Here is a 21437-nt window from a genome sequence, read left to right on the forward strand (position 1 = left end):
GCCGCGCGTCATCGACGATGCGTGTGGTATAAGCACCGCATGCGCGCGCCAAGCCTCGCGGCGCGCAACGAACGTGACAGGAGCATGCAGTGAGAAGGACCGCCGAAAACAAATTGAAGGTGGTCGCGGTACGGGTCGATCCACAATTCGAGCAACGGCTGCGACTACTGGCAGAAGTGACGGGACGCAAGCAATCGTTCTTTCTTCAGCAGATGATCGAGAACGGCATCGGCGCAATGGAAGAGACCTGGCTGCCGCCGGAGTTGCTGGAACAGGTGCGCAGCGGCACCTTGCCCGCCTTGCAGCAGGATCGCATCGCGACCGCCGATCTCTTCGGCGATTCGTCGTCCGGCGAATCGGAACAGGCTTCATGATCGCATCGCGCTTCGCCCGTATCGACGAAACGTGCGACGGTGGCGTGCTCGCGCGCATCGTGTTCGGCGACACGGCCGGGCCGCCCGTCATCGAGGGCGGCGTGCCGACGCTGCGCCTCGCCATGTACGACGACGCCCGCGACGGCTTCGCCGAAATCTGGCAGGGCGCCGCGCCGGTTCGCAGCGGAACCTTCAACGATCTCGTCTTCGCCCACAACGACGAGTTCCTGTTTTGCGCGGGCTTCATCCCGTCTTCGGATCGCTACACCGACGCCACGCGCAAAGCCTATGGCGATGCGTTCGCGCTCGTGCGCGACCTGCGCTTCCCGAAGATTTTCCGCATGTGGAATTTCATTCCGCGCATCAACGGAGAGAATCGCGAAGGACTGGAGGTGTATCGCGATTTCTGCCGCGGACGCGCCGTCGCATTCGAAGAGGACTACGCGGCGGCGTCGGGCATGCCGGCGGCGACAGGCATCGGCACATGGGGCGATGGCGTCGCCTTCTATTTTCTGGCGTGTCGCGAGAGCGCGGTCAGGCACATCGAGAATTCGCTTCAGACGCCCGCGTATGAGTATCCGCAGCGGTACGGCCCGAAAGCGCCGAGCTTCGCGCGCGGCACGCAATTGGGCGACACGCTGTTCGTGTCGGGCACGGCCAGCATTCTCGGTCACGAGACCATGCACGCGGGACATCTGCATAAGCAGTGGGACGTCGCCATTGGGAACGTCGCGCATCTGATCGGCGCCGACAATCTTCAGGCGCGAGGCTATACCTTGCGCGAACTCGATCACATCAAGGTCTATTACCGGAATTCGGCGGATCTGGCCACCGTGATGCAACTGGCGAAAGCCACGTTTCATCCCGATGCGGACATCCGCTATCTGAAGGTCGATATCTGCCGCGCCGATCTGCTCGTCGAGGTCGAAGGCATCGCGTCATACCGGCATCGCTCAGACTGAAGCCGCTTGCCTGAGCGTTTTCACGAGCAGGCTTTGCAGGCTGTCCACCGCTTTCGAGCCGCGTGAATCGCGGCTTCGATACACCGCCACTTCCATCGGTTCGAGCGGCCCGAGATCTTCGGCGCTGCCGAGAATCCGCAAATGTTCGGGCGCGCTGCATTGCGTGAGCGCCGCGATGGCGAGCCCGCTTTCGACGGCCGCGATCTGTCCGGCGAGGCTCGAACTGTTATACACGACCTTGTAGCGCCGGCCTTGCTGCGCGAGCGAATTGATCGCGCCGCGCCGCGCGAGGCTCGCGCTTTCGTAGACGGCGATCGGCAACGGGTCGCGCCGCCACAGCTCGAATTGCGCCGCGCCGACCCAGACCATCGGCTCATGAAAGAGCAGTGTGCCGCGCCGGCGGGAATCGCGTGAGATCAGCGCGATATCGAGCTCGCCATTCGCGACGCGCGGAATCAGCGTGGTCGATTGCTCACAGATCAGCTCGATTTCCACGCCGCTGTGGCGTGGCGCGAAGCGTCTGAGTACCGGCGTCAGATACTTCGCCGCGTAGTCGTCGGGCACGCCGAGCCGCACGCGTCCGGTCAGTTGCTCGCCTTGCAGCGCAACGTGGGCTTCGGCGTGCAGATCGAGAATGCGGCGCGCATAGCCGAGCAGCGTCTGGCCGTCGTGCGTCAGTTCGAGCGTGCGCGCGCCGCGTTCGATGAGCCGCAATCCCAGCGCGCTTTCCAGCTTCTTCAACTGCATGCTCACCGCCGATTGAGAGCGGTGCACTTCACCGGCCGCGCTCGAGAGCGAACCCGCGTCGACGACCGCGACGAAGCATTTGAGCCAGTCGGTCTGCAAATCGTAGGGTTTCATGGCTGTCGCGGATGCTTTCGAAAATCGAATGGATGACGTTCGAATTATGCGCTTTTCGTTTCGATGCGCGCGGGACACACTGCGTCCATGAATACGAACTCATCTTCTCAGGCGGTATGGCGCCATCCGTCGCGCACGACAGGCGCGTGGCCGTTTCTGCTCGGCTGCGCGCTGCTCGGCACGATCGGTGTCTTCCTGCACGAAGCCCACGCCGATCCGTTGACCGCGACGTGGTTCCGCTGCGCATTCGGCTTGCTCGGCATGAGCGCGTGGGTGATCGTGCGGCGGCAGACGCGTTTCCTGCGCCTGACGCGAACCACCGGCCCGTGGGTGCTGGCCGCCAGCATGCTGATGGTGGTGAGCTGGGCGCTCTTCTTCAGTGCGGTCGAGCGAATCTCGGCGGGCGTCGCCATCGTCCTGTTTCATGTGCAGCCGATGTGGGTGCTGCTGCTCGCATCCGTGCTGCTGAAAGAGACGATCGGCGCGCAGCGCTTCGCGGCCGTCGCGGTCGCGATGTTCGGGCTGGTGCTCGCGACGGGCATCGTCGGGCACGCCGCGGAGGGATCGAAAGACGCGGGAGGGTACTGGATCGGCGTTGTCGCGTGTATTGCCGGGTCGCTGTGCATGGCGTGCGTGACGCTGATCGCCAAACGGCTGCGCGGCATGCCCGCGGGGACGCTGGCGTGGTGGCAATGCGCGGTCGGCACGCTCGCGCTCTGGGTCTGGCCGATGGAGCAGGGATGGCCCGCGTGGGGCGTGTCGTGGATCTGGCTCGCGGGGCTCGGCGTCATTCACACGGGGCTCGCGTACACGCTGATGTATCTCGGCATGGCGCGGCTGGATACGGCGCGTATCGCGGTGTTCCAGTTCGTCTATCCGGCGGTGGCGATCGTCATCGACTGGCTGTATTTCGATCAGCGCCTGAGCGGCCTTCAGCTTGCGGGCATCGCGGTGATGTCGGTGGCGATAGGGGTTGCGGAGCGGCGGCCGGCCGCGTGATCGAGCAAGCGGCGATGTGCGATGCTACGGGCGGACTTCATACGCATAGGAGCTGCACATGGTTCAAGTATTCCTCGCGCGCGCGAAGCTTACGTCAGCAAGCCAATCCGAGAAGGCACGTACAAAGGAGCTGAAAGTCAACGCCTCACGTGCAAGCGAACGTACGTCGAGGGAAGAGGTTCAGGAGAGAGTCGCCAGTGAGTGGGCGGAACAGAACGTCGAGTTAGTCAAAGCATACACGGCGATGGTGGAGCGGGAAGGCCTCCCGTTGGCGAATTTTCGGACGTTTTGATGTCCCTGTTGCGATCTTCACAGTCAAGACTGCTTTCTGGACACACCGGCAATGGCCGCCATTCCTGCAAACGTGCTTGGCAAAAGAATCGGCTCGCTTGCCGACTTTCGCGCGCTGATCGCCGACGCGAGAGATCGCCTCTGCGGCGCCTATTGATCTGTCACATCGACGGTGCCCGCGCAACGCGCCCCCGTCCCGCCTTCTGCGCCCGATCGAGCATGAATTCGATGAACGCCAGCGTCGCGCGCGTGTGATGCCGGTTCGGCATATACAGCATGTACATGTGCGTGCCGAAGATGCTGAGCCGCCATTCGTCGAGCGCCGTGACCACTTCGCCGCGCCGCATGTCTTCCTGCACGACGTAATCCGGCACGATGCCGACGCCCAGCCCCGCCAGAATCGCATCGCGCAGAAAAAGAAAGTTCTCCGATATCACGCTCGGTTCCAGCAAGACCTCGTGACGTTCGTCGCCGAGATAGGCGGCCACGCGCGTCTGCTTGCCGACGACCGACGCGGTGATCACCGGTGCGACCCGCAATGCTTCGAGCCGCGTCGGCATGCCGTGCGCGCGCGCATAGTCCGCCGACGCGCACGCGACATAACGCACCGGCCCCATGTCGCGCGCGACGAGGCTCGGCGGCGGCTCGGGCATCACGCGCACGGCGATATCGACTTCATCGCGCATCAGGTCTTCGACGCGATTCTCGAACATCACGTCGAGCACGATATCCGGATACGCCCGCTTGAACGCGATCAGCCACTCCGACATCACAAGCTGCCCGTAACCGCTCGGCACCGATAGGCGCACGCGCCCCTGAAGGCGTTGCCCGAGCGTCGAAACCGATTCCTGCGCCGCGAGCAGCGCGTTGCGGACCGACAGACCATGCTCATACAGCTTGAGGCCGATTTCGGTCGGCTCGACTCGGCGCGTCGTCCGCCGCACGAGTTGCAGGCCGATGGATTTTTCGAGCTGATTCAGGTGATAACTGACATTGGCGCGGCTCATCTTGAGGCGGCGCGCGGCTTCGCTCAGATTGCCGGCGTCGAGAATCTCGACCAGCAGCGTGAGTGCGTTGACATCCACGGCAAGCTCGATTGTCAAAAGTGACTTGACAGTCTGTCAATGGCCGCTGTAATTGTCAAGGATGCCTGTCCCCGCGAGAATGTTCGAACGCCAACCTCGAACATCGAATCAGGAGACTCGTTCCATGACGCTTCCGAGCGCGCCCGACACCGCGGCCGTCCACCATGAATTGCGCGGCGGCGTCCTCGTCGTGACGATCGATCATGCGCCCGTCAACGCGATCAACGCGGCCGTGCGGCGCGGCCTCATCGACGCCATCGACGCCGCCGATGCGAACCCGTCCGCTCGCGCGGTGCTGATCGTGGGCGCGGGCCGCGGTTTCATCGCGGGCGCGGACATCCGCGAGTTTGGCAAGCCGGCGATTCCGCCGTCGCTGCCCGACGTCTGCAACCGCATCGAAGCGTGCGGCAAGCCGGTCATCGCCGCGATTCACGGCGCGGCGCTCGGCGGCGGGCTGGAAGTCGCGCTGGCGTCGCATTACCGGATCGCCGTCGAAGGTGCGAAGCTCGGTCTGCCGGAAGTGCAACTCGGCCTTTTGCCCGGCGCGGGCGGCACGCAGCGCTCAGCGCGTCTGATCGGCGCGCAGGCCGCGTTGTCGCTGATGCTGAGCGGCCGCCACGTCGGCGCGCGGGAAGCGCTGCGTCTCGGTCTCGTCGATCGTGTCGGCCAGAGCGATGACGTCTTCAACGAAGGGCTCGCCTACGCGCACGAACTGATCGCGACGCAGGCCGCGCCGCGCCGCACGAAAAACGCGCGCGGTCTAGCGGACGAGGCCGCGAGCGTCGCCGCGATCGCCGCCGCGCGGGCGGAGACGCAGAAGAAGTCGCGCGGGCTGCTGTCGCCGCTGAAAATCGTCGATTGCGTGGAAGCGGCGCTGAATCTTCCCTTCGACGAAGGCCTGCGCTTCGAGCGCGAACGATTCCTCGAATGCCGAGAAAGCCCGCAGCGCGCGGGGCTCGTGCATGCGTTCTTCGCGGAGCGCGAGACGCAGAAGTCGCCGGAAACGCGCGATGCGAAAGCGCGCGAGATTCGCGCGGTGGGCGTCGTCGGTGGCGGCACCATGGGCGCGGGCATCGCCGTCGCGCTGCTCGACGCGGGCCTCGCCGTGACGATGATCGAACGCGACGATGCCTCGCTCGAACGCGGCCGCGCGCACGTCGAAAAGGTGTACGACGCGCTGATCGCGAAAGAGCGCATCACGCCCGAAACGAAGACGCGCGCGCTGCAGCGCCTGAACGGCGCGACGCATTACGATGCGCTCGCCGACGCCGATCTCGTGATCGAGGCCGTCTTCGAAGACATGGCCGTGAAGCAGGCCGTGTTCGCCGAACTGGATCGCGTGTGCAAACCGGGCGCGGTGCTCGCGACCAACACGTCCTATCTCGACATCGACGAGATTGCGGCGAGCATCTCACGGCCGCAAGACGTGCTCGGGCTGCACTTCTTTTCGCCGGCGAACATCATGAAGCTGCTCGAAGTGGTCGTGCCGAAGCGCGTCGCCGCCGATGTCGTCGCGACCGGCTTCGAGCTGGCGAAGAAGCTCAGGAAAGTAGCGGTGCGCGCGGGCGTGTGCGATGGCTTCATCGGCAATCGCATGCTCGCGGTGTATCGCGCGGCGGCGGATCATCTGATGGAAGACGGCGCTTCGCCCTACCAGATCGACGCGGCCGTGCGCGACTTCGGCTTTCCGATGGGCCCGTATCAGGTCATCGATCTCGCGGGCGGCGATATCGGCTGGGCTGCGAGAAAGCGCCGCGCCGCCACGCGCGATCCGAACGCGCGCTATGTGCGTATCGGCGATGAACTGTGCGAGCGCGGCTGGTTCGGCCAGAAGTCGGGACGCGGTTACTATCGCTATGAAAGCGGTGCGCGCAGCGGCAAGCCGGACGCGGAAGTCGAGGCGATCATCGACGCCGAGCGCGCGTGTGCGGGCGTGACGCCGCGCACGTTCCGCGACGATGAAATCGTGCGCCGCTACATGGCCGCGATGATCAACGAAGGCGCGAACATCGTGCACGAAGGCATCGCGCAACGTCCGCTCGACGTCGATGCGACACTGGTGCACGGCTTCGGCTTTCCGCGCCATCGCGGCGGTCCGATGCACTATGCGGACAGCATCGGCCTCGCGAACGTGCTCGACGATATCCGCGCATTCGCGAAGGAAGACCCGTTGTTCTGGCGCGCGTCGCCGTTGATCGTCGATCTCGTCGCGCGCGGCGAGAATTTCGCGAGCCTGAATCGCTCTTCATGAGGATCAGCAGTCATGGACCTGAAATTCACCGCAGAGGAAGAGGCGTTTCGCGCCGACGTGCTCGAATTTTTGCGCACCGAATTGCCCGAGCGCACCGCGCAGAAAGTGCATACCGGCAAGTGCATCACGCGCGACGACATGGCGCAATGGCACGCCATTCTCAACGCCCGAGGCTGGCTCGCGAATCACTGGCCGACGGAGTACGGCGGCCCCGGCTGGACCGCGGTGCAAAGGTTCATCTTCGATAACGAATGCGCGATCGCGGGCGCGCCGCGCATCGTGCCCTTCGGCGTGAACATGCTCGGGCCGGTGCTGATCAAATACGGCAGCGAAGCGCAGAAACGCCACTGGCTGCCGCGCATTCTCGATGGCTCCGACTGGTGGTGTCAGGGTTATTCGGAGCCGGGCGCGGGCTCGGATCTGGCCTCGGTGCGCACGTCGGCCGTGCGGGGTATCGACGATCGTGGCGAGCACTACATCGTCAACGGGCAGAAGACGTGGACCACGCTCGCGCACTACGCCAACATGATCTTCTGCCTCGTGCGCACGTCGCAGGACGCGCGCAAGCAGGAAGGCATCAGCTTTCTTCTCATCGACATGAATTCGCCGGGCGTGGAAGTGCGCCCCATCGTCATGCTGGATGGCGAGCACGAAATCAACGAAGTGTTCTTCACCGATGTGCGCGTGCCGGCTGAGAATCTCGTCGGCGAGGAGAACAAGGGTTGGACGTATGCGAAGTATCTGCTGACCTACGAGCGCACGAATATCGCGGGCGTGGGCTTTTCGGTCGCGGCGCTGCGCCGTCTGAAAGCGGCGGCGCACCGGCTGCAAGGCAATGGCCGCGCGCTCATCGACGACCCTTTGTTCGCCGCGCGGCTCGCGCGTGTGGAGATCGATCTGGAGAACATGAAGACGACGAATCTGCGCGTGCTCGCGGCGGTCGCGGGCGGCGGCGCGCCGGGCGCGGAAAGCTCGATGCTCAAGATTCGCGGCACGGAAATTCGCCAGGAGATTTCATCGCTGATGCGCCGCGCGATGGGGCCGTATGCGCAGCCATTCTACGAAGAAGATATCGAAGATGATACGGATGCCGAAACATATACGGCGGCCGCGCACTACTTCAACAATCGCAAGCTGTCGATCTTCGGCGGCTCGAATGAAATTCAGAAGAACATCGTCGCGAAGATGATGCTCGGACTCTAAAGGATTCGCGATGAATTTCCAGCATACCGAAGACCGGCGGATGCTCGCGGATTCGCTGAACCGCTTCATCGTCGAGCAATACGGGTTCGAAACGCGCGACCGCATTGCGCGTTCGGAAGAAGGCTTCAGCCGCGCTATGTGGCAGCGCTTTTGCGAGCTTGGCATCGTTGGCGCGTTCTTCGATGAAACCGCGGGCGGGTTCGGCGGCGATGGTTTCGATGTGTCCGTCGTGTTCGAGGCGCTCGGGCGCGGGCTCGTCGTCGAGCCGTTTCTCGATGCGCTGATCGTCGGGCGCGCACTCGCGCATGCGGGCAATGACGCGCAGCGCGAGATCGTCGCGCAGATGATCGGCGGCGGCACGATAGCCGCGTTCGCGCACGACGAACCCGGCTCGCACTACGAGCTTTCACGCGTGACGACGCGCGCAACGCGGCACGGCGACGGATGGGTGCTGAAGGGCGCGAAGGGCGTCGTGCAGCAGGGCGAGCATGCGGACGTGTTGCTCGTGTCGGCGCGCACGTCCGGTGGCGATTTCGACGAGGCGGGCATCGCGCTTTTCGTCGTGCCGCGTGAGCATCGCGGCGTGAGCGTGCGCGGCTATCGGAAGATCGATGGCGGGCGCGCGGCGGAGATCTCGCTCGACGACGTCGCGCTCGATGCCGATGCGCTCCTCGGCAACGCGGAAGACGGCCACGCGACGCTCGAACATGCGGTGGGTTACGGCCTCGTCGCGCTGGCATCGGAAGCGGTGGGCGCGATGGATGTCGCGAAGGAACACACGCTCGACTATCTGCGCACGCGAAAGCAGTTCGGCATGCCGATCGGCGCGTTTCAGGCGCTGCAACATCGTATGGCCGATGTGCTGATCGACATCGAGCAGGCGCGCTCGGCCGCGATCAATGCGGCGGCGGCGGTCGGTGAAACGGGTGTCGCGCGCGAGCGTGCGTTGTCGGCGGCGAAGTATTCGGTCGGGCGCATCGGCGCGCGCGTTGCGGAAGAGTCGATCCAGTTGCACGGCGGTATCGGCATGACGTGGGAGCTGGCGCTTTCTCACTATGCCAAGCGCCTCGTGATGATCGATCATCAGCTTGGTGACGAAGATCATCATCTTGCGCGCTATATCGAGCTTGGAAGGGCTTCGCCAGGCTGAAGCGGCGTTTTGTATCGCAATGTATCCAGGCCGCGCGGCGATACATTGCGATTCAGCCGCGCGCGCATCCGACATATGCCGGATACGTCCACCGGTTCAAATATCCCCAAGCCAACATCGCATAACAAGGGGATACACCATGCCGGATCAGATCAATACCCGCCGCCGCCGATTGCTGGGCACGACCGTTGCCGGCATCGGCATGCTCGAACTCGGTTTGAGCGGACTCGCGAAGGCGCAGCAAAGCGTTACGCCGCAGAGCGCATCCGCGCTGCCCGCCGCGTTCACGCATCTCCGCCATGTCGAGACGCCGACGCTGCGCATCGGTTATGCGGAAGCCGGGCCGCAGAACGGGCCCGTGGTCATCCTCGTGCACGGCTGGCCGTATGACATTCACAGCTTCGCCGAAGTCACGCCGATGCTCGTCGCAGAGGGTTATCGCGTGCTCGTTCCTTATCTGCGCGGCTATGGGCCGACGCGCATCCTTTCCGCCGATACGCCGCGCAACGGTCAGCAGGCGGCGATCGCGAGCGACATCATCGAATTCATGGATGCGCTGAAGATCGAGTCGGCGATTCTCGGCGGCTTCGACTGGGGCGCGCGCACGGTCAATATCATCGCGGCGTTGTGGCCGCAGCGCTGCAAGGCGATGGTGTCGGTGAGCGGCTATCTCATCGGCAATCAGAAGGCGGGCGCCGCGCCGCTGCCGCCGAAGGCCGAGCTTCAGTGGTGGTATCAGTTCTACTTTGCGACAGAACGCGGCCGCGCGGGCTATGATGCGAATCGCTACGAGTTCAACAAGCTGATCTGGCGTCTCGCCTCGCCGCAATGGCATTTCGACGATGCGACCTTCGACCGTTCGGCCGCCTCGTTCGACAATCCGGATCACGTCGCCATCGTGGTTCACAACTATCGCTGGCGCCTGGGCCTCGCACAGGGCGAGCCGCGCTTCGATGCGCTCGAAGCGCGCCTCGCCACCGCGCCGGCGATCGCCGTGCCGACCATCACCATGGAAGGCGATGCCAACGGCGCGCCGCATCCCGAGCCTTCTGCGTATGCGAAGAAGTTCACGGGCAAGTATCAGCATCGGAACATCGGCGGCGGCGTCGGGCATGACTTGCCGCAGGAAGCGCCGCGCGCGTTTGCCGATGCGATCATCGATGTCGCACGCTTTTGAAGCCAATAAGAAAAGGAGCCGCACGCAATGCTGCGAAAGACCCTCGTTTGCCTGTCGTTGATCATCTCGCCCATTGCGCATCATGCGCTCGCGGAGCCGTCGAAACCGGCGGCCTCGCCGATATACGGCGTCACCATTCCCGAGGGATACCGCAAGTGGGAACTCATCGCGCCCGCCGAAGAAGCCGCGCCGCTCGATGAACTGCGCGTCGTGCTCGGCAATCCTGTCGCGGTCGCGGCGATCGAAAAGTCCACGCAGCCGTATCCCGACGGCACCATCCTCGTGAAGCTCGCGTACAAGCGCAAGCAGTCGCCCGACTTCGCGCCCGCGACCGTGCCCGGCCAGCCCACGACCGTACAGGTGATGGTGAAGGACTCGCGCCGTTATGCATCGACGGGCGGCTGGGGTTTCGGGCGCTTCGTGAACGGACAGCCCGCCGATATCGCGCAACATCAGACGTGTTTCGCCTGTCACGCGACGCGGGTGAAGGATCGCGATTACGTGTTCACGCGCTTCGCGCCGTGACCGGCGGTTGCGCCACTTTGCACCCGTTTCGGACAAATAGGGGAGAATAGCGGCCGGGCTCGCCTAAGGACCATGCAGAGCAAAGATCTTTGTGCGAGCCATGATCCGGGATCTCCAAATAGTGGCCACCGAAAATCTATCCGACCCGAGTCTCATCGCGCAGGCGCCGCCGCCGCGCCGGCGGCTGTCCGCGCCGAATGTCATCGTGATGTGCGGCACCGTCATCGCGCTCGCGATGGTGTCGCTCTGTGCGCTGGTGCTGTATCAGGGCAGAGTCGATGCATTCGACCGCGCGCGCGATACCTCGCGCAATCTGGCGCTGCTCGCCGAGCGCGACATCGAGCGCAATTTCGAACTGTACGAACTGTCTCTTCAGGCCGTCGTCGAAGGCGTGCAGCGGCCCGATGTCATGGCCTTGCCGCCACGCCTGCGCAACGACGTGCTGTTCGACCGCGCCGCGACTGCCCGCGATCTGGGATCGATCCTCGTGCTCGATGCGAGCGGCAAGATCGTCATCGACTCCGGCAGTCTCACGCCGAGAGCCGGCGACTTCTCGGATCGCCGCTACTTCACGGTGCAGCGCGATCATCCGGACACCGGGCTTTTCATCAGCAGCCCGTACACATCGCGCCTGCGCGGCGGGGCGCCCAGCATCGCGCTCAGCCGCAGGCTGTCGAACCCCGACGGTTCGTTCGCCGGCATCGCGATGATCGCCGTCAACCTCGAATACTTCCGCAATCTGTTCGCGGGCCTCTCGCTCGGGCCGCATGGCGCCGTGTCGCTGATCGGACAGGACGGCCTCATGATCATGCGGCAGCCCTTCGATGTGAACGTGATCGGCCGCGACATCAGTCACGCGGACACATTCAAGCGCTTTCGCACGGCCGAGCAAGGGAGCTTCGGCGAGAAATCGTCGCTGGACGGCAGGCGGCGTCTCTACTACTTCCGCAATTTTCCGACGCTGCCGCTCATCATCATGGTCGCGGAGGGCGAAGAGGATATCTATGCGGCGTGGCATCGGCGCGCGATCATCATCGGCTCGTCGATGGGTGTGCTCGCGATCGGCTTCATCGCGCTGTCGTTCGTGCTCGCCGCGCAGTTCAGGCGGCGCATGCGCGCGGAGTCCGAACTGCAACTGCTCGCGCGCACCGATGGCCTGACCGGCCTTCACAACCGCCGCACGCTCGGCGAGATTCTCGATCAGGAATGGCGTCGCGCGCGCCGCACGCGCAGTCTCTTCTCGCTGCTCTTCGTCGATATCGACCGCTTCAAGGCCTTCAACGATGCCTACGGCCATCAGGCGGGCGACGATGCGCTCGCGGCCGTCGCGCGCTGCATCGGCGACAACATCCGGCGGCCCGCCGACACCGCCGCGCGCTATGGCGGCGAGGAGTTCGTCGTCGTGTTGCCCGACACGCCGGCCGAGGGCGCGGCGTGCATCGCGGAGAAAATTCGCGCGGCCATCAGCGATCTTTCGATCGAGCATGCGGGCAGCGAGTTCGGCCGCGTGACGGCGAGCATCGGCCTCGCAAGCTGGCGGCCCGAGCACGACGACGACGTGAGCGCGCTCATCCGCGCCGCCGACGAAGCGCTCTACGATGCGAAGGCCTCCGGACGCAACCGCGTGATGCGTTCGGGACCGGCCTGACGACGCGCGGGTGGACGAAAGTTAGGCGTTTAGTGAAAACATTCTTGTTGCGTGACCGTGTGGTAGCTTTGACGTAAGCTCTCGTCGCCGCGCCATGCCATGCGCTCAACAAGAACGTCCCGATGAACGACGCATCCGATTCCCGCACCGACGCCGACGCCGCTCGCGCCTATGCGCTCGCCCGCTACCGCGCGCTCTTCAACGCGATCGACGAGGGCTTCTGCATCATCGAATTCTTCGACGGCCCGCACGGACCGCTCAGCGATTACGCGCACATCGAAGCCAATTCGGGCTACGAGCGGCATACGGGCATTCGCGATATCGTCGGCAAGACTTTGCGCGAGGTCGATCCGACCGACGCCGACCGCTGGATCGATCTCTATGGCACCGTCCTGCGCACCGGCGTGCCCGCGCGTTTCGAGCGCTACTTTCTGACGGCGGGACGGCATATCGAAGTGTCGGCGTCGCGCGTCGATCCGCCCGAGTTGCGGCAGGTGGCCGTGCTCTTTCGCGATATCTCGGGGCGCAGAAAGGCGGAAGAGGAACGCGATCGCGCGGCGGCCTCGCTGCGCGCGCTCAATGAAACGCTGGAGCAGCGCGTCGCCGAGCGCACCGCGGAACTGATGCGCGCCGAAGAGCAGTTGCGGCAGTCGCAGAAGATGGAAGCGGTCGGCCAGCTCACGGGCGGCCTCGCGCACGACTTCAACAATCTGCTGGCGGGCGTGTCGGGCTCGCTGCAATTGCTGAGCATTCGATTGAGTCAGGGCCGCATCGCCGATGTCGATAAATACGTCGTCGCCGCGCAAGGCGCGGTGCGTCGCGCGGCGGGATTGACGCACCGGCTGCTCGCGTTCTCGCGCCGTCAGACGCTCGATCCGCGCCCCACCGACGTCAACCGGCTCGTCAACGGCATGACCGATCTGATCCAGCGCACGGTCGGCCCCGGTATCAAGGTCGAGGCGGTCGGCGCGGCGGGCTTGTGGCCCGCGCTCGTCGATTCGGGCCAGCTTGAAAACGCGCTGCTGAATCTGTGCATCAACGCGCGCGACGCGATGCCCGACGGCGGGCGCATCACGATCGAGACGGCGAACAAATGGATCGACCGGCGCGCGGCGCAGAGCCACGACATGCCCGAAGGCCAGTTCCTGTCGCTGTGCGTGACCGATACCGGCACCGGCATGACGCGCGATGTCATCGCGAAGGCGTTCGATCCGTTCTTCACGACCAAGCCGATCGGCATGGGCACCGGCCTCGGCCTCTCGATGATCTACGGCTTCGCGAAGCAGTCCGGCGGCCAGGTGCGCATCTATTCGGAAGTCGGGCAGGGCACGACCGTGTGCATCTACTTGCCGCGCTTCTACGGCGACGCCGATGCCGAAGCCGCCGATCACGCCGCATCGCCCATCTCGACCGCCGAGGCTGGCGAGACCGTGCTGATCGTCGACGATGAACCGAGCGTGCGCATGCTGATCACCGATGTGCTCGAAGAAGCCGGCTACGCGGTGATCGAAGCCGCCGACAGCGTCGCCGGGCTGAAGCTGCTGCAATCGAACGTGCGCATCGATCTGCTGATCAGCGACGTCGGTTTGCCGGGCGGCATGAACGGCCGCCAGATGGCCGATGCGGCGCGGCAGACGCGTCCCGATCTGAAGGTGCTCTTCATCACCGGTTACGCCGAGAATTCGGTGATCGGCCACGGGCGGCTCGAACCCGGCATGCAGGTGCTCACCAAGCCGTTCGCGATCGAAACGCTGGCCGCGCGCGTGCGTCAGCTCGTGCAGCGCTGACGGGGCGCTTCGCTGCGCTTATTGCGACTCGCCCCCCGCCATCGTCTGGATGATGCTTTCGAGCTGCGCGCTCATCGGCATGTCGAGGCTCTTTCCCGACGGCAGGCGTTGCAGGAACCAGCGCTTGTACTGCCGCTCGATTTCGCCATCGGCGGCGAGCGTCTGGAACGTGTCCCTGACCACCTGCGCGAGTTGCGGGTCGTTCTTGCGGAACATGATGCCGTACGGGTCGTACGAGAGATAATCGCCGATCACCTGATACGCCCCGCCTTTGGCCGCGTTCTCGGCGATGAGGCCGTACAGCAGCACGTCGTCCGTGGCGAACGCATCGGCCTGACCGTTCGCCACGCGCGCGAAGCCTTCCGCATGATCCGGCACGACCTGCAGGACGATGCCGAGCCCGAACTTCCTGTCGATGTCGCGCAAGGCTTTCTCGTTGGTCGTGCCCGCCGTCACCGCGACGCGCTTGCCCGCGAGATCGCGGAACGAGCGGATCGGCGAGCCTTTCTTGACCATGACCTTGGTGCCCGCCACGAAGATGATCGGCGAGAACGCCACGCGCTTCTGCCGTTCGAGATTGCTCGTGGTCGAACCGCATTCCAGATCGATGCGGCCATCGGCAACGGCGTCGATGCGCGTTTCCGGCGTGACCGGCACCCATTGAATGTTCAGGGTCTTATGGATCGCGTTGCCGATCGCGGCGACGAGCGCCTTGCATAGCTCGATCGAATAGCCGATCGGTTGCCCGCGCGCATCGAGATAAGAGAAGGGCACGGACGCATCGCGATAACCGATCGCGATCGTGCCCGTGTCGCGCGCCTTCGCCAGCGTGCCGGTCAGCGTGGCGGGCGCGTAGGCGTCGTTGTCGGGGGCGGGCGTGCGCGTGTCTTCGGCCCGCGCGCCGCCGGCGATGGCGACGAGACTCGCCATCGCCAGCGCCGCCCAGAAGCGCTGCGTCTTCATGGTTCGCCTCCGTCAGACTTGCGCCGGATGAGCGAGCGAGGCTTCCTGTTCGGCCTCGATGCGCGCCGCATTGGCCGCCGCGTCCGATTCCGACAGCAACTCGCCTTCCCACTTCGCGACCACCGCGCTCGCGATCGAATTGCCGACTGCGTTGGTTGCGGAACGGCCCATGTCGAGGAACGTGTCGACGCCGAGAATCAGCAGCAGACCCGCCTCGGGAATGTTGAAGTGATTCAGCGTGGCGGCGATCACGACCAGAGACGCGCGCGGCACGCCGGCCATGCCCTTCGACGTCAGCATCAGGATCAGCAGCATCGTGAGCTGCGTGCTGAACGGCAGATGAATGTTGTACGCCTGCGCGATGAACAGCGTCGCGAAGGTGCAGTACATCATCGAGCCGTCGAGATTGAAGGAATAGCCCATCGGCATCACGAAGCTGGAAATCTTGCGCTTCACGCCGAAGCGGTCGAGCGCGTCGAGTATCTTCGGATACGCGGCTTCGGAACTCGCGGTCGCGAACGACAGCATGAACGCTTCCTTGATGAGCGAAAGCAACCTGAACACGCGCCGCTTGAGGAAGACGAAGCCCGCGAGCACGAGCAGCCCCCACAGCAGGAACAGGCTGAGATAGAAATCGGCCATGAACACGGCGAACTTGAGCAGGATCGTCAGGCCGTTGACCGCGACGGTCGCGGCCATCGCGGCGAACACGGCGAGCGGCGCGAGCTTCATCACGTAGCCGGTGATCTTGAGCATGACGTGCGAAAGCTGATCGATCGCGGCGAGCAGCACCTTGCCCTTGTCGCCGAGCGCGGCGAGCGCGACGCCGAAGAACATCGAGAACACGACGATCTGCAGGATTTCGTTGTTGGCCATCGCTTCGGCGAACGAGCGCGGCACCATGTGGCTGACGAAGTCCTTCAGCGTGAACTTCGATGTCGCGAGATTCGCCGACGCGCCGATATCCGGCAGCGGCAGACCGAGGTTGTCGCCGGGCTTGAGCAGATTCGACATCACCAGCCCGAGCAACAGCGAAATGAGCGAGGCGGTGACGAACCAGCCCAGCGCCTTGGCGAACACGCGTCCGACCGAGGCCGCGTCGCCCATGTGCGCAATGCCGACGACCAGCGTGGAAAACACGAGCGGCCCGATCAGCATCTTGATGAGGCGCAGAAAGATGTCCGACACGAGCGAGATGTAGCCCGCGATCTCGGTGGCGCTCTTCTTGTCGGGAAAACTCGTGAAGATCATGTAACCCACGCCGATGCCGATGACCATCGCGACCAGAATCCAGATGGCAGCGGAATTCTTCTTGTTCATGTCCAGGCCTCCATTGACTGCATATCGAACGATTGCACTTCAAATTTCGGATGGAACGGGCGATGCGGGACGGCGTGCGTGCTTGAACTATTTAATGTTAGCGGTTAAATGTTAGCCGCGCTCTTCGATCTTTGCAGAGTCTTTGCCGAGATTCGGCCCTCACGGATTGCCTAAACTGAATCGACAGGCTCGTGCCGCGCGCCCGAATGAAGCGATTCGTTCAATGCCGCGGTTGCGATTCGCATGCGCAGGTCCGTGGAACCATGATCGAACTCGACCGACTCGCCCGTCTCCGTATCTTCGCCGATCTTTCGCGCGACCGGCTGGAATGGCTGAGCGAACGCATGACCGAGTTCACCGTCGCGGCGGGCGCCGTGTTCCTGCGCGAAGGCGAGATGGCCGCCTGCCTCACGATTCTTCTCGACGGCGAGGTGCACGCCACGCGCGAGGCCGGCGGCGCGCTCGATGTCGAACGTTACGTCGCGCCCGAAGCGTTCGGCACGCCTTGCGTGATGGCCTCGATACCGTATCCGGTGACGCTCACGGCAAGCTGCGAATGCCGGCTCGCGCTGCTGCCGGACGCCGCGTTTCGCGAGCTGTTCATTTCCTGTGGCTCGTTCAGTCAGGCCGTCGCGCGCGTGATGAGCGACTGGCTCACCGCGCTCGAAACGGCGGCGCTCAATCGCAGCCGTCTCGCCGGACTCGGCAAGCTGGCGGCGGGACTCGCGCACGAGCTGAACAATCCGGCATCGGCATTGACGAGCGGACTCGACTATCTGCGCCGCGAGCTGGATGCGCTCGAAGGCGCGGCGCTCGCGCTCGGGCGGCACGCAGTATCGAAGGAAACGCTCGATGGGCTGGGGGCACTCGGGCGCACGGGCGTGCAGTCCCCGTTTCAGCAAAGCGATTGCGAAGCGCGTCTTGCCGACTGGCTCGCCGCCCGTCGCGTCGCGACGCCGTGGCGCATCGCGCCGGTGCTCGCGGCGCATCACGTCACGCCCGACGATCTCGCGCCGTTCGCCAGTACGCTGAGCCCCGGCCAGTTCGAAGCGGCGATTGCATGGAGCGCGCGCGTGCGGGATCTGCGCGCAGTCGTCGATGACGCGGCGCACGGCGCGCAACGCATCTTCGACATCGTCGCGGCGATGAAGTCGTATTCGTTCATGGATCAGGGCCCGCAACAGGACATCGATCTTCACGACGCCATCGACAACACGCTCATGGTGATGACGCACGAGACGAGGCGCGGCATCGTCGTCACGCGCGATTACGATCGCAGTCTTCCGCGCCTTCCGGCCCATGGCAGCGAACTGAATCAGGTGTGGACGAGCATCGTCGAGAACGCGATCGAGGCGATGAACGGGCAGGGCCGCATCGACATACGCACGCGGCGCGACGGCGGCGACGCCATCGTCGAAATCGCCGACGACGGACCGGGCATTCCGCCCGATGCGCTCGATCACGTGTTCGAGCCGTTCTACACGTCGAAGTACGCGCTCCATGCGCAGGGCCCGAGCCTCGGGCTTGGCCTGCATATCGCGTACCGCATCGTGGTGAACCGGCACGGCGGGACGATCGGCGTGCGATCGGATGCGCGCGGGACGGTCTTTCGCGTCGCGCTGCCGCTCGCGGGCGGGCAGGGCGAGCAGGCAGGCGAGCGGCTCACGGGCCCTGTTCTGTGAAGCGTGCAAGCTGCCTGAAACCTCGGCCTCATAGCGCCTACAATGTCTGCAACGCATGCCGCGCCGCAGGCAGGGCGCAGGAACCGTCATGGACAAGCCCGTGATCCTCGCTGTGGACGACGACCCGATCGTGGCCGGCGCGGTCGCGCGCGATCTTCAGGTGGCCTACGGCGAGCACTATCAGATCGTGCGCATGGATTCGGGGCCGGCGGCGCTGGAGGCGGCGCAGCATTTGCGCCTGCAGAATCGTTCCGTGGCGCTTTTCATCGCGGATCAGCGCATGCCGAAGATGAGCGGCATCGAGTTCCTCGAACAGGCCATCGAGCTGTTTCCCGAGGCCAAGCGCGTGCTGCTGACCGCTTACGCCGATACCGATGCCGCCATCCGCGCGATCAACACGGTGCATCTCGATCAATATCTGCTCAAGCCCTGGCATCCGCCCGAGCAGAACTTCTATCCCGCGCTCGACGATCTGCTCGCCGACTGGCGCGCGTCCTTGCGATCGGACTTTCAGGGCATCCGCATTCTCGATCACCGCTGGTCGCCGCAGGGGCATCAACTGCGCGATTTCATGGCGCGCAATCACATTCCGTTCCGTTGGCTCGACGTGGAGCGTCACGGCGAGGCCGATCCGCTGCTGAACGCGCTCGCGCCGGGGCAGCGTCATTTGCCCGTCGTCGTGTTCGAGGACGGCACCGTGCAAAGCCGTCCGACGATCGCGCAGATTGCCGAGAAAGTCGGGCTGCACACGCGCTCGACGACGCCGTTCTACGATCTCGTCATCGTCGGCGGCGGGCCGGCGGGGCTGGCCGCGGCCGTGTACGGCGCATCGGAAGGGCTGCACGTCGCGATCATCGAATGCGATGCGCCCGGCGGGCAGGCCGGCACGAGCTCGCATATCGACAACTATCTCGGCTTCCCGTCCGGCGTGAGCGGCGCGGACCTGTCGAGGCGCGCGCTCGCGCAGGCGCGGCGCTTCGGCGCCGAGATGATCCTGACGCAGCACGCGGTGGGACTGCGCATCGAGCCGCCGTACAAGTTCGTCAAGCTCTCGGATGGCTCGGAGGTGAGCTGTCTCGCGCTGATGGTCGCGAGCGGCGTGTCGTATCGCAAGCTGGAAGCGCGCGGCATGCACGAACTCACCGGCGCGGGCGTGTATTACGGCGCGGCGCTGGTCGAGGCGGTCGCGTGCTCGAATCAGGACCTTTTCATCGTGGGCGGCGCGAACTCGGCCGGGCAGGGCGCGATGTTTCTGTCGAAGTACGCGCGCTCGGTCACGATCCTGTGCCGCGGATCGTCGCTCTCCGCGGGCATGTCGCATTACCTCGTCGAGCAGATTCACGAAACGGAGAACATCCGCGTGCGGCCGCATACGGAAGTCGAAAGCGTGAGCGGCGACGGCCATCTCGCGGACATCACGCTGCGCGACCTGCAGACCGGGCGTTCGGAAACCGTGCAGGCGAGCGGGCTTTTTGTGTTCATCGGCGCGGCGCCTTGCACGGAATGGCTGCGCGGCGTGGTCGAGCGCGACGAGCATGGCTTTCTGCTGACGGGCCGCGCGCTCGTGAAAGGCGGGCGCGTGCCCGCGGGCTGGCAGCCCGGCCGCGATCCGTTCCTGCTCGAAACCAGCGTGCCCGGCGTCTTCGCTGCGGGCGACGTGCGCGCCGATTCGGTCAAGCGCGTCGCGGCGGCGGTCGGCGAGGGTTCGATCGCGGTGCATTTCATTCATCAATATCTCGCGAATCCATGAGCGATCCATCGATGCTCTTCGAGATGCCGCTCTTCGCGGGATTGTCCGCGGAGCGCAAGCTCTGGCTGCGCGCGAATCTGAGCGAGCACTGGCTGAAGAAGGGCGACATCCTGATGCGCGAAGGGCAGACGGTGACGCATCACTACATCCTGCTCGAAGGCGAACTGCTGACGGAGAAATGCGTCGGGAACCGTCAGGTGATCGACGACACGCGCCCCGCGCCGGTCTCGGTCGCCGAGGCTTCGCTGCTCGCGGGCATGCCCTTGCCGCTGACCTTCACCGCGAATACGGACTGCTATCTCGTCTCGCTGACCGAGAGCGTGGTGCGCACGCTGCTGAGCGAATGCGAGTCCTTCGGCAAGCAGGTTTTCCGCTCGATGTACGGCCGCATCAGCGCCTACGACATGTTCATTCTCAGCGGCGAAAAGCTGGCCGCGCTCGGGCGCTTGTCGGCGGGCCTCGCGCACGAGCTGAACAATCCGGCGGCGGCCGTGTCGCGCGCGGCGGACGGCATGCGCGATGCGCTCGACAGCCTGCATCGGGCGACGCGCGCGCTCGTCCTTTGCGCGATCCCCGCCGAGATCATGACCACGCTCGATGCGTGGGCGAGCCGCCCGCCGCCCGTCATCGACGCCACGCCGCAGGGCGCGTTGCGCCAGAGCGAAGCGGAAGACCATTTCGCGCAGTGGCTTTCATCGCATGGGTTCGAGAAGCCCTGGCTCATCGCGCCGCGGCTCGTGGCGGCGGGTTTCGCGCCGGACGAATTCGCGCTGGTGGCGGAGCGCGCGAGCCGCGAGCAATTCGGCGCGGGCGTGCGCTGGCTCGCGGCGACCCTGGAGATGCGCTTTCTCTCGGAACAGACCTGGCTCGGCGCGGGGCGCATCTCCGAGATCGTGAAGGCGATGAAGTCGTATTCCTACATGGATCAGGCGCCGCTGCAGGAAGTCGATATCCACAGCGGCATCGAGGACACGTTGACGATCATGCAGCATCGCCTGAAGCATGGTGTGCTCGTGACGCGGGACTACGATCGCGCGCTGCCGCCCGTGCCGGTATATGGCAGCGAGATGAATCAGGTGTGGACCAATCTGATCGACAACGCCATCGACGCGATGGACGAAAGCGGCGAGCTGACGATCCGCTCGCATCAGGAAGGCAATTGCGCGGTGATCGAGATTTCGGACACGGGCCACGGCATTCCCGCCGATATTCTGCCGCGCCTTTTCGAGCCGTTCTTCACCACGAAGCCGCCGGGCAAGGGTAACGGCCTCGGGCTGCATATCGCGTACCGGACGGTCGTGCTGCGCCACGACGGACGGCTCAACGTCGTGGCGGGCGAGGGCGGCACGACGTTTCAGGTGCGCCTGCCGCTCGTGCACCGGCACGCGACGGCGCGCTGAACGCGTCAG

At 64.9% G+C, this 21437-nt stretch carries 18 protein-coding genes and 1 pseudogene; 15 read left to right on the forward strand and 4 right to left on the reverse strand.

What is annotated here, in order from left to right:
• Nucleotides 1-89: 89 nt before the first annotated feature.
• Nucleotides 90-374 (forward strand): YlcI/YnfO family protein, encoded by a 285-nt coding sequence (locus AWB70_RS29545; protein WP_053570729.1) that lies wholly within the window; start codon nucleotides 90-92, stop codon nucleotides 372-374.
• On the forward strand, nucleotides 371-1336 hold the full coding sequence (locus AWB70_RS29550; RefSeq protein ID WP_053570728.1) for an FkbO/Hyg5 family chorismatase: 966 nt from the start codon (nucleotides 371-373) through the stop codon (nucleotides 1334-1336). Before AWB70_RS29545 ends, AWB70_RS29550 begins: the two co-directional genes overlap by 4 nt.
• On the opposite strand, the gene AWB70_RS29555 is transcribed toward AWB70_RS29550, so the two are convergent.
• On the reverse strand, nucleotides 1328-2197 hold the full coding sequence (locus tag AWB70_RS29555; RefSeq protein ID WP_014193738.1) for a LysR family transcriptional regulator: 870 nt from the start codon (nucleotides 2195-2197) through the stop codon (nucleotides 1328-1330). The two genes, AWB70_RS29550 and AWB70_RS29555, sit on opposite strands and share 9 nt — an antisense overlap.
• 87 nt (nucleotides 2198-2284) lie before the next feature.
• Between AWB70_RS29555 and AWB70_RS29560 the strand changes: the two genes are divergently transcribed.
• From AWB70_RS29560 to AWB70_RS39430, 3 genes and pseudogenes are all read left to right on the forward strand, one after another.
• Nucleotides 2285-3196: a DMT family transporter gene (locus tag AWB70_RS29560; protein ID WP_235024384.1), complete on the forward strand. Its 912-nt coding sequence runs from the start codon at nucleotides 2285-2287 to the stop codon at nucleotides 3194-3196.
• Nucleotides 3197-3254: 58 nt separating this feature from the next.
• Nucleotides 3255-3488 (forward strand): type II toxin-antitoxin system CcdA family antitoxin, encoded by a 234-nt coding sequence (locus tag AWB70_RS29565; protein WP_053570727.1) that lies wholly within the window; start codon nucleotides 3255-3257, stop codon nucleotides 3486-3488.
• 12 nt (nucleotides 3489-3500) lie between these two features.
• Nucleotides 3501-3644 (forward strand): annotated as a pseudogene (locus AWB70_RS39430) (putative type II toxin-antitoxin system PemK/MazF family toxin); the annotation flags it as partial.
• A 4-nt stretch (nucleotides 3645-3648) separates the two neighbouring features.
• On the opposite strand, the gene AWB70_RS29570 reads toward AWB70_RS39430, so the two are convergent.
• Nucleotides 3649-4572: a LysR family transcriptional regulator gene (locus tag AWB70_RS29570; protein WP_053570726.1), complete on the reverse strand. Its 924-nt coding sequence runs from the start codon at nucleotides 4570-4572 to the stop codon at nucleotides 3649-3651.
• A gap of 124 nt (nucleotides 4573-4696) precedes the next feature.
• Here AWB70_RS29570 and AWB70_RS29575 point away from each other — a divergent pair, with 124 nt between their 5' ends.
• From AWB70_RS29575 to AWB70_RS29605, 7 genes are all read left to right on the forward strand, one after another.
• Nucleotides 4697-6823, forward strand: a complete 2127-nt coding sequence (locus tag AWB70_RS29575; protein ID WP_053570725.1) for a 3-hydroxyacyl-CoA dehydrogenase NAD-binding domain-containing protein — start codon at nucleotides 4697-4699, stop codon at nucleotides 6821-6823.
• Between the two features lie 12 nt (nucleotides 6824-6835).
• On the forward strand, nucleotides 6836-8026 hold the full coding sequence (locus tag AWB70_RS29580) for an acyl-CoA dehydrogenase family protein (RefSeq protein WP_053570724.1): 1191 nt from the start codon (nucleotides 6836-6838) through the stop codon (nucleotides 8024-8026).
• Nucleotides 8027-8036: 10 nt separating this feature from the next.
• Nucleotides 8037-9176 carry an acyl-CoA dehydrogenase family protein gene (locus tag AWB70_RS29585; protein WP_053570723.1) on the forward strand — a complete coding sequence of 380 codons (1140 nt, stop codon included), beginning with the start codon at nucleotides 8037-8039 and terminating at the stop codon, nucleotides 9174-9176.
• 139 nt (nucleotides 9177-9315) lie between these two features.
• Nucleotides 9316-10353, forward strand: coding sequence for an alpha/beta fold hydrolase (locus tag AWB70_RS29590; protein ID WP_053570722.1), 1038 nt, complete (start codon nucleotides 9316-9318; stop codon nucleotides 10351-10353).
• Nucleotides 10354-10380: 27 nt separating this feature from the next.
• Complete coding sequence (locus AWB70_RS29595; protein WP_053570721.1) at nucleotides 10381-10878, forward strand: cytochrome P460 family protein; 498 nt, start codon at nucleotides 10381-10383, stop codon at nucleotides 10876-10878.
• A 208-nt stretch (nucleotides 10879-11086) separates the two neighbouring features.
• Entirely contained in the window at nucleotides 11087-12526 is a 1440-nt protein-coding gene (locus AWB70_RS29600; RefSeq protein ID WP_045458864.1) for a sensor domain-containing diguanylate cyclase, read from the forward strand.
• A gap of 122 nt (nucleotides 12527-12648) precedes the next feature.
• Nucleotides 12649-14313: a response regulator gene (locus tag AWB70_RS29605; protein WP_053570720.1), complete on the forward strand. Its 1665-nt coding sequence runs from the start codon at nucleotides 12649-12651 to the stop codon at nucleotides 14311-14313.
• 18 nt (nucleotides 14314-14331) lie between these two features.
• Here AWB70_RS29605 and AWB70_RS29610 read toward each other — a convergent pair whose 3' ends face one another.
• Together AWB70_RS29610 and AWB70_RS29615 are read right to left on the reverse strand one after the other, a co-directional pair.
• Nucleotides 14332-15276, reverse strand: a complete 945-nt coding sequence (locus tag AWB70_RS29610; RefSeq protein WP_053570719.1) for an amino acid ABC transporter substrate-binding protein — start codon at nucleotides 15274-15276, stop codon at nucleotides 14332-14334.
• A 12-nt stretch (nucleotides 15277-15288) separates the two neighbouring features.
• Nucleotides 15289-16596 carry a dicarboxylate/amino acid:cation symporter gene (locus AWB70_RS29615; protein WP_014193727.1) on the reverse strand — a complete coding sequence of 436 codons (1308 nt, stop codon included), beginning with the start codon at nucleotides 16594-16596 and terminating at the stop codon, nucleotides 15289-15291.
• Nucleotides 16597-16859: 263 nt separating this feature from the next.
• Between AWB70_RS29615 and AWB70_RS29620 the strand changes: the two genes are divergently transcribed.
• From AWB70_RS29620 to AWB70_RS29630, 3 genes are all read left to right on the forward strand, one after another.
• Nucleotides 16860-18278: an ATP-binding protein gene (locus tag AWB70_RS29620; RefSeq protein WP_053570718.1), complete on the forward strand. Its 1419-nt coding sequence runs from the start codon at nucleotides 16860-16862 to the stop codon at nucleotides 18276-18278.
• 88 nt (nucleotides 18279-18366) lie between these two features.
• Complete coding sequence (locus AWB70_RS29625) at nucleotides 18367-20028, forward strand: FAD-dependent oxidoreductase (RefSeq protein ID WP_014193725.1); 1662 nt, start codon at nucleotides 18367-18369, stop codon at nucleotides 20026-20028.
• A complete protein-coding gene (locus tag AWB70_RS29630; RefSeq protein WP_053570717.1) occupies nucleotides 20025-21428 on the forward strand; it encodes an ATP-binding protein in 1404 nt (467 codons plus the stop codon). Before AWB70_RS29625 ends, AWB70_RS29630 begins: the two co-directional genes overlap by 4 nt.
• The last annotated feature ends 9 nt before the right edge of the window (nucleotides 21429-21437 follow it).

This window comes from Caballeronia cordobensis, assembly GCF_001544575.2.
GTDB lineage: Bacteria > Pseudomonadota > Gammaproteobacteria > Burkholderiales > Burkholderiaceae > Caballeronia > Caballeronia cordobensis.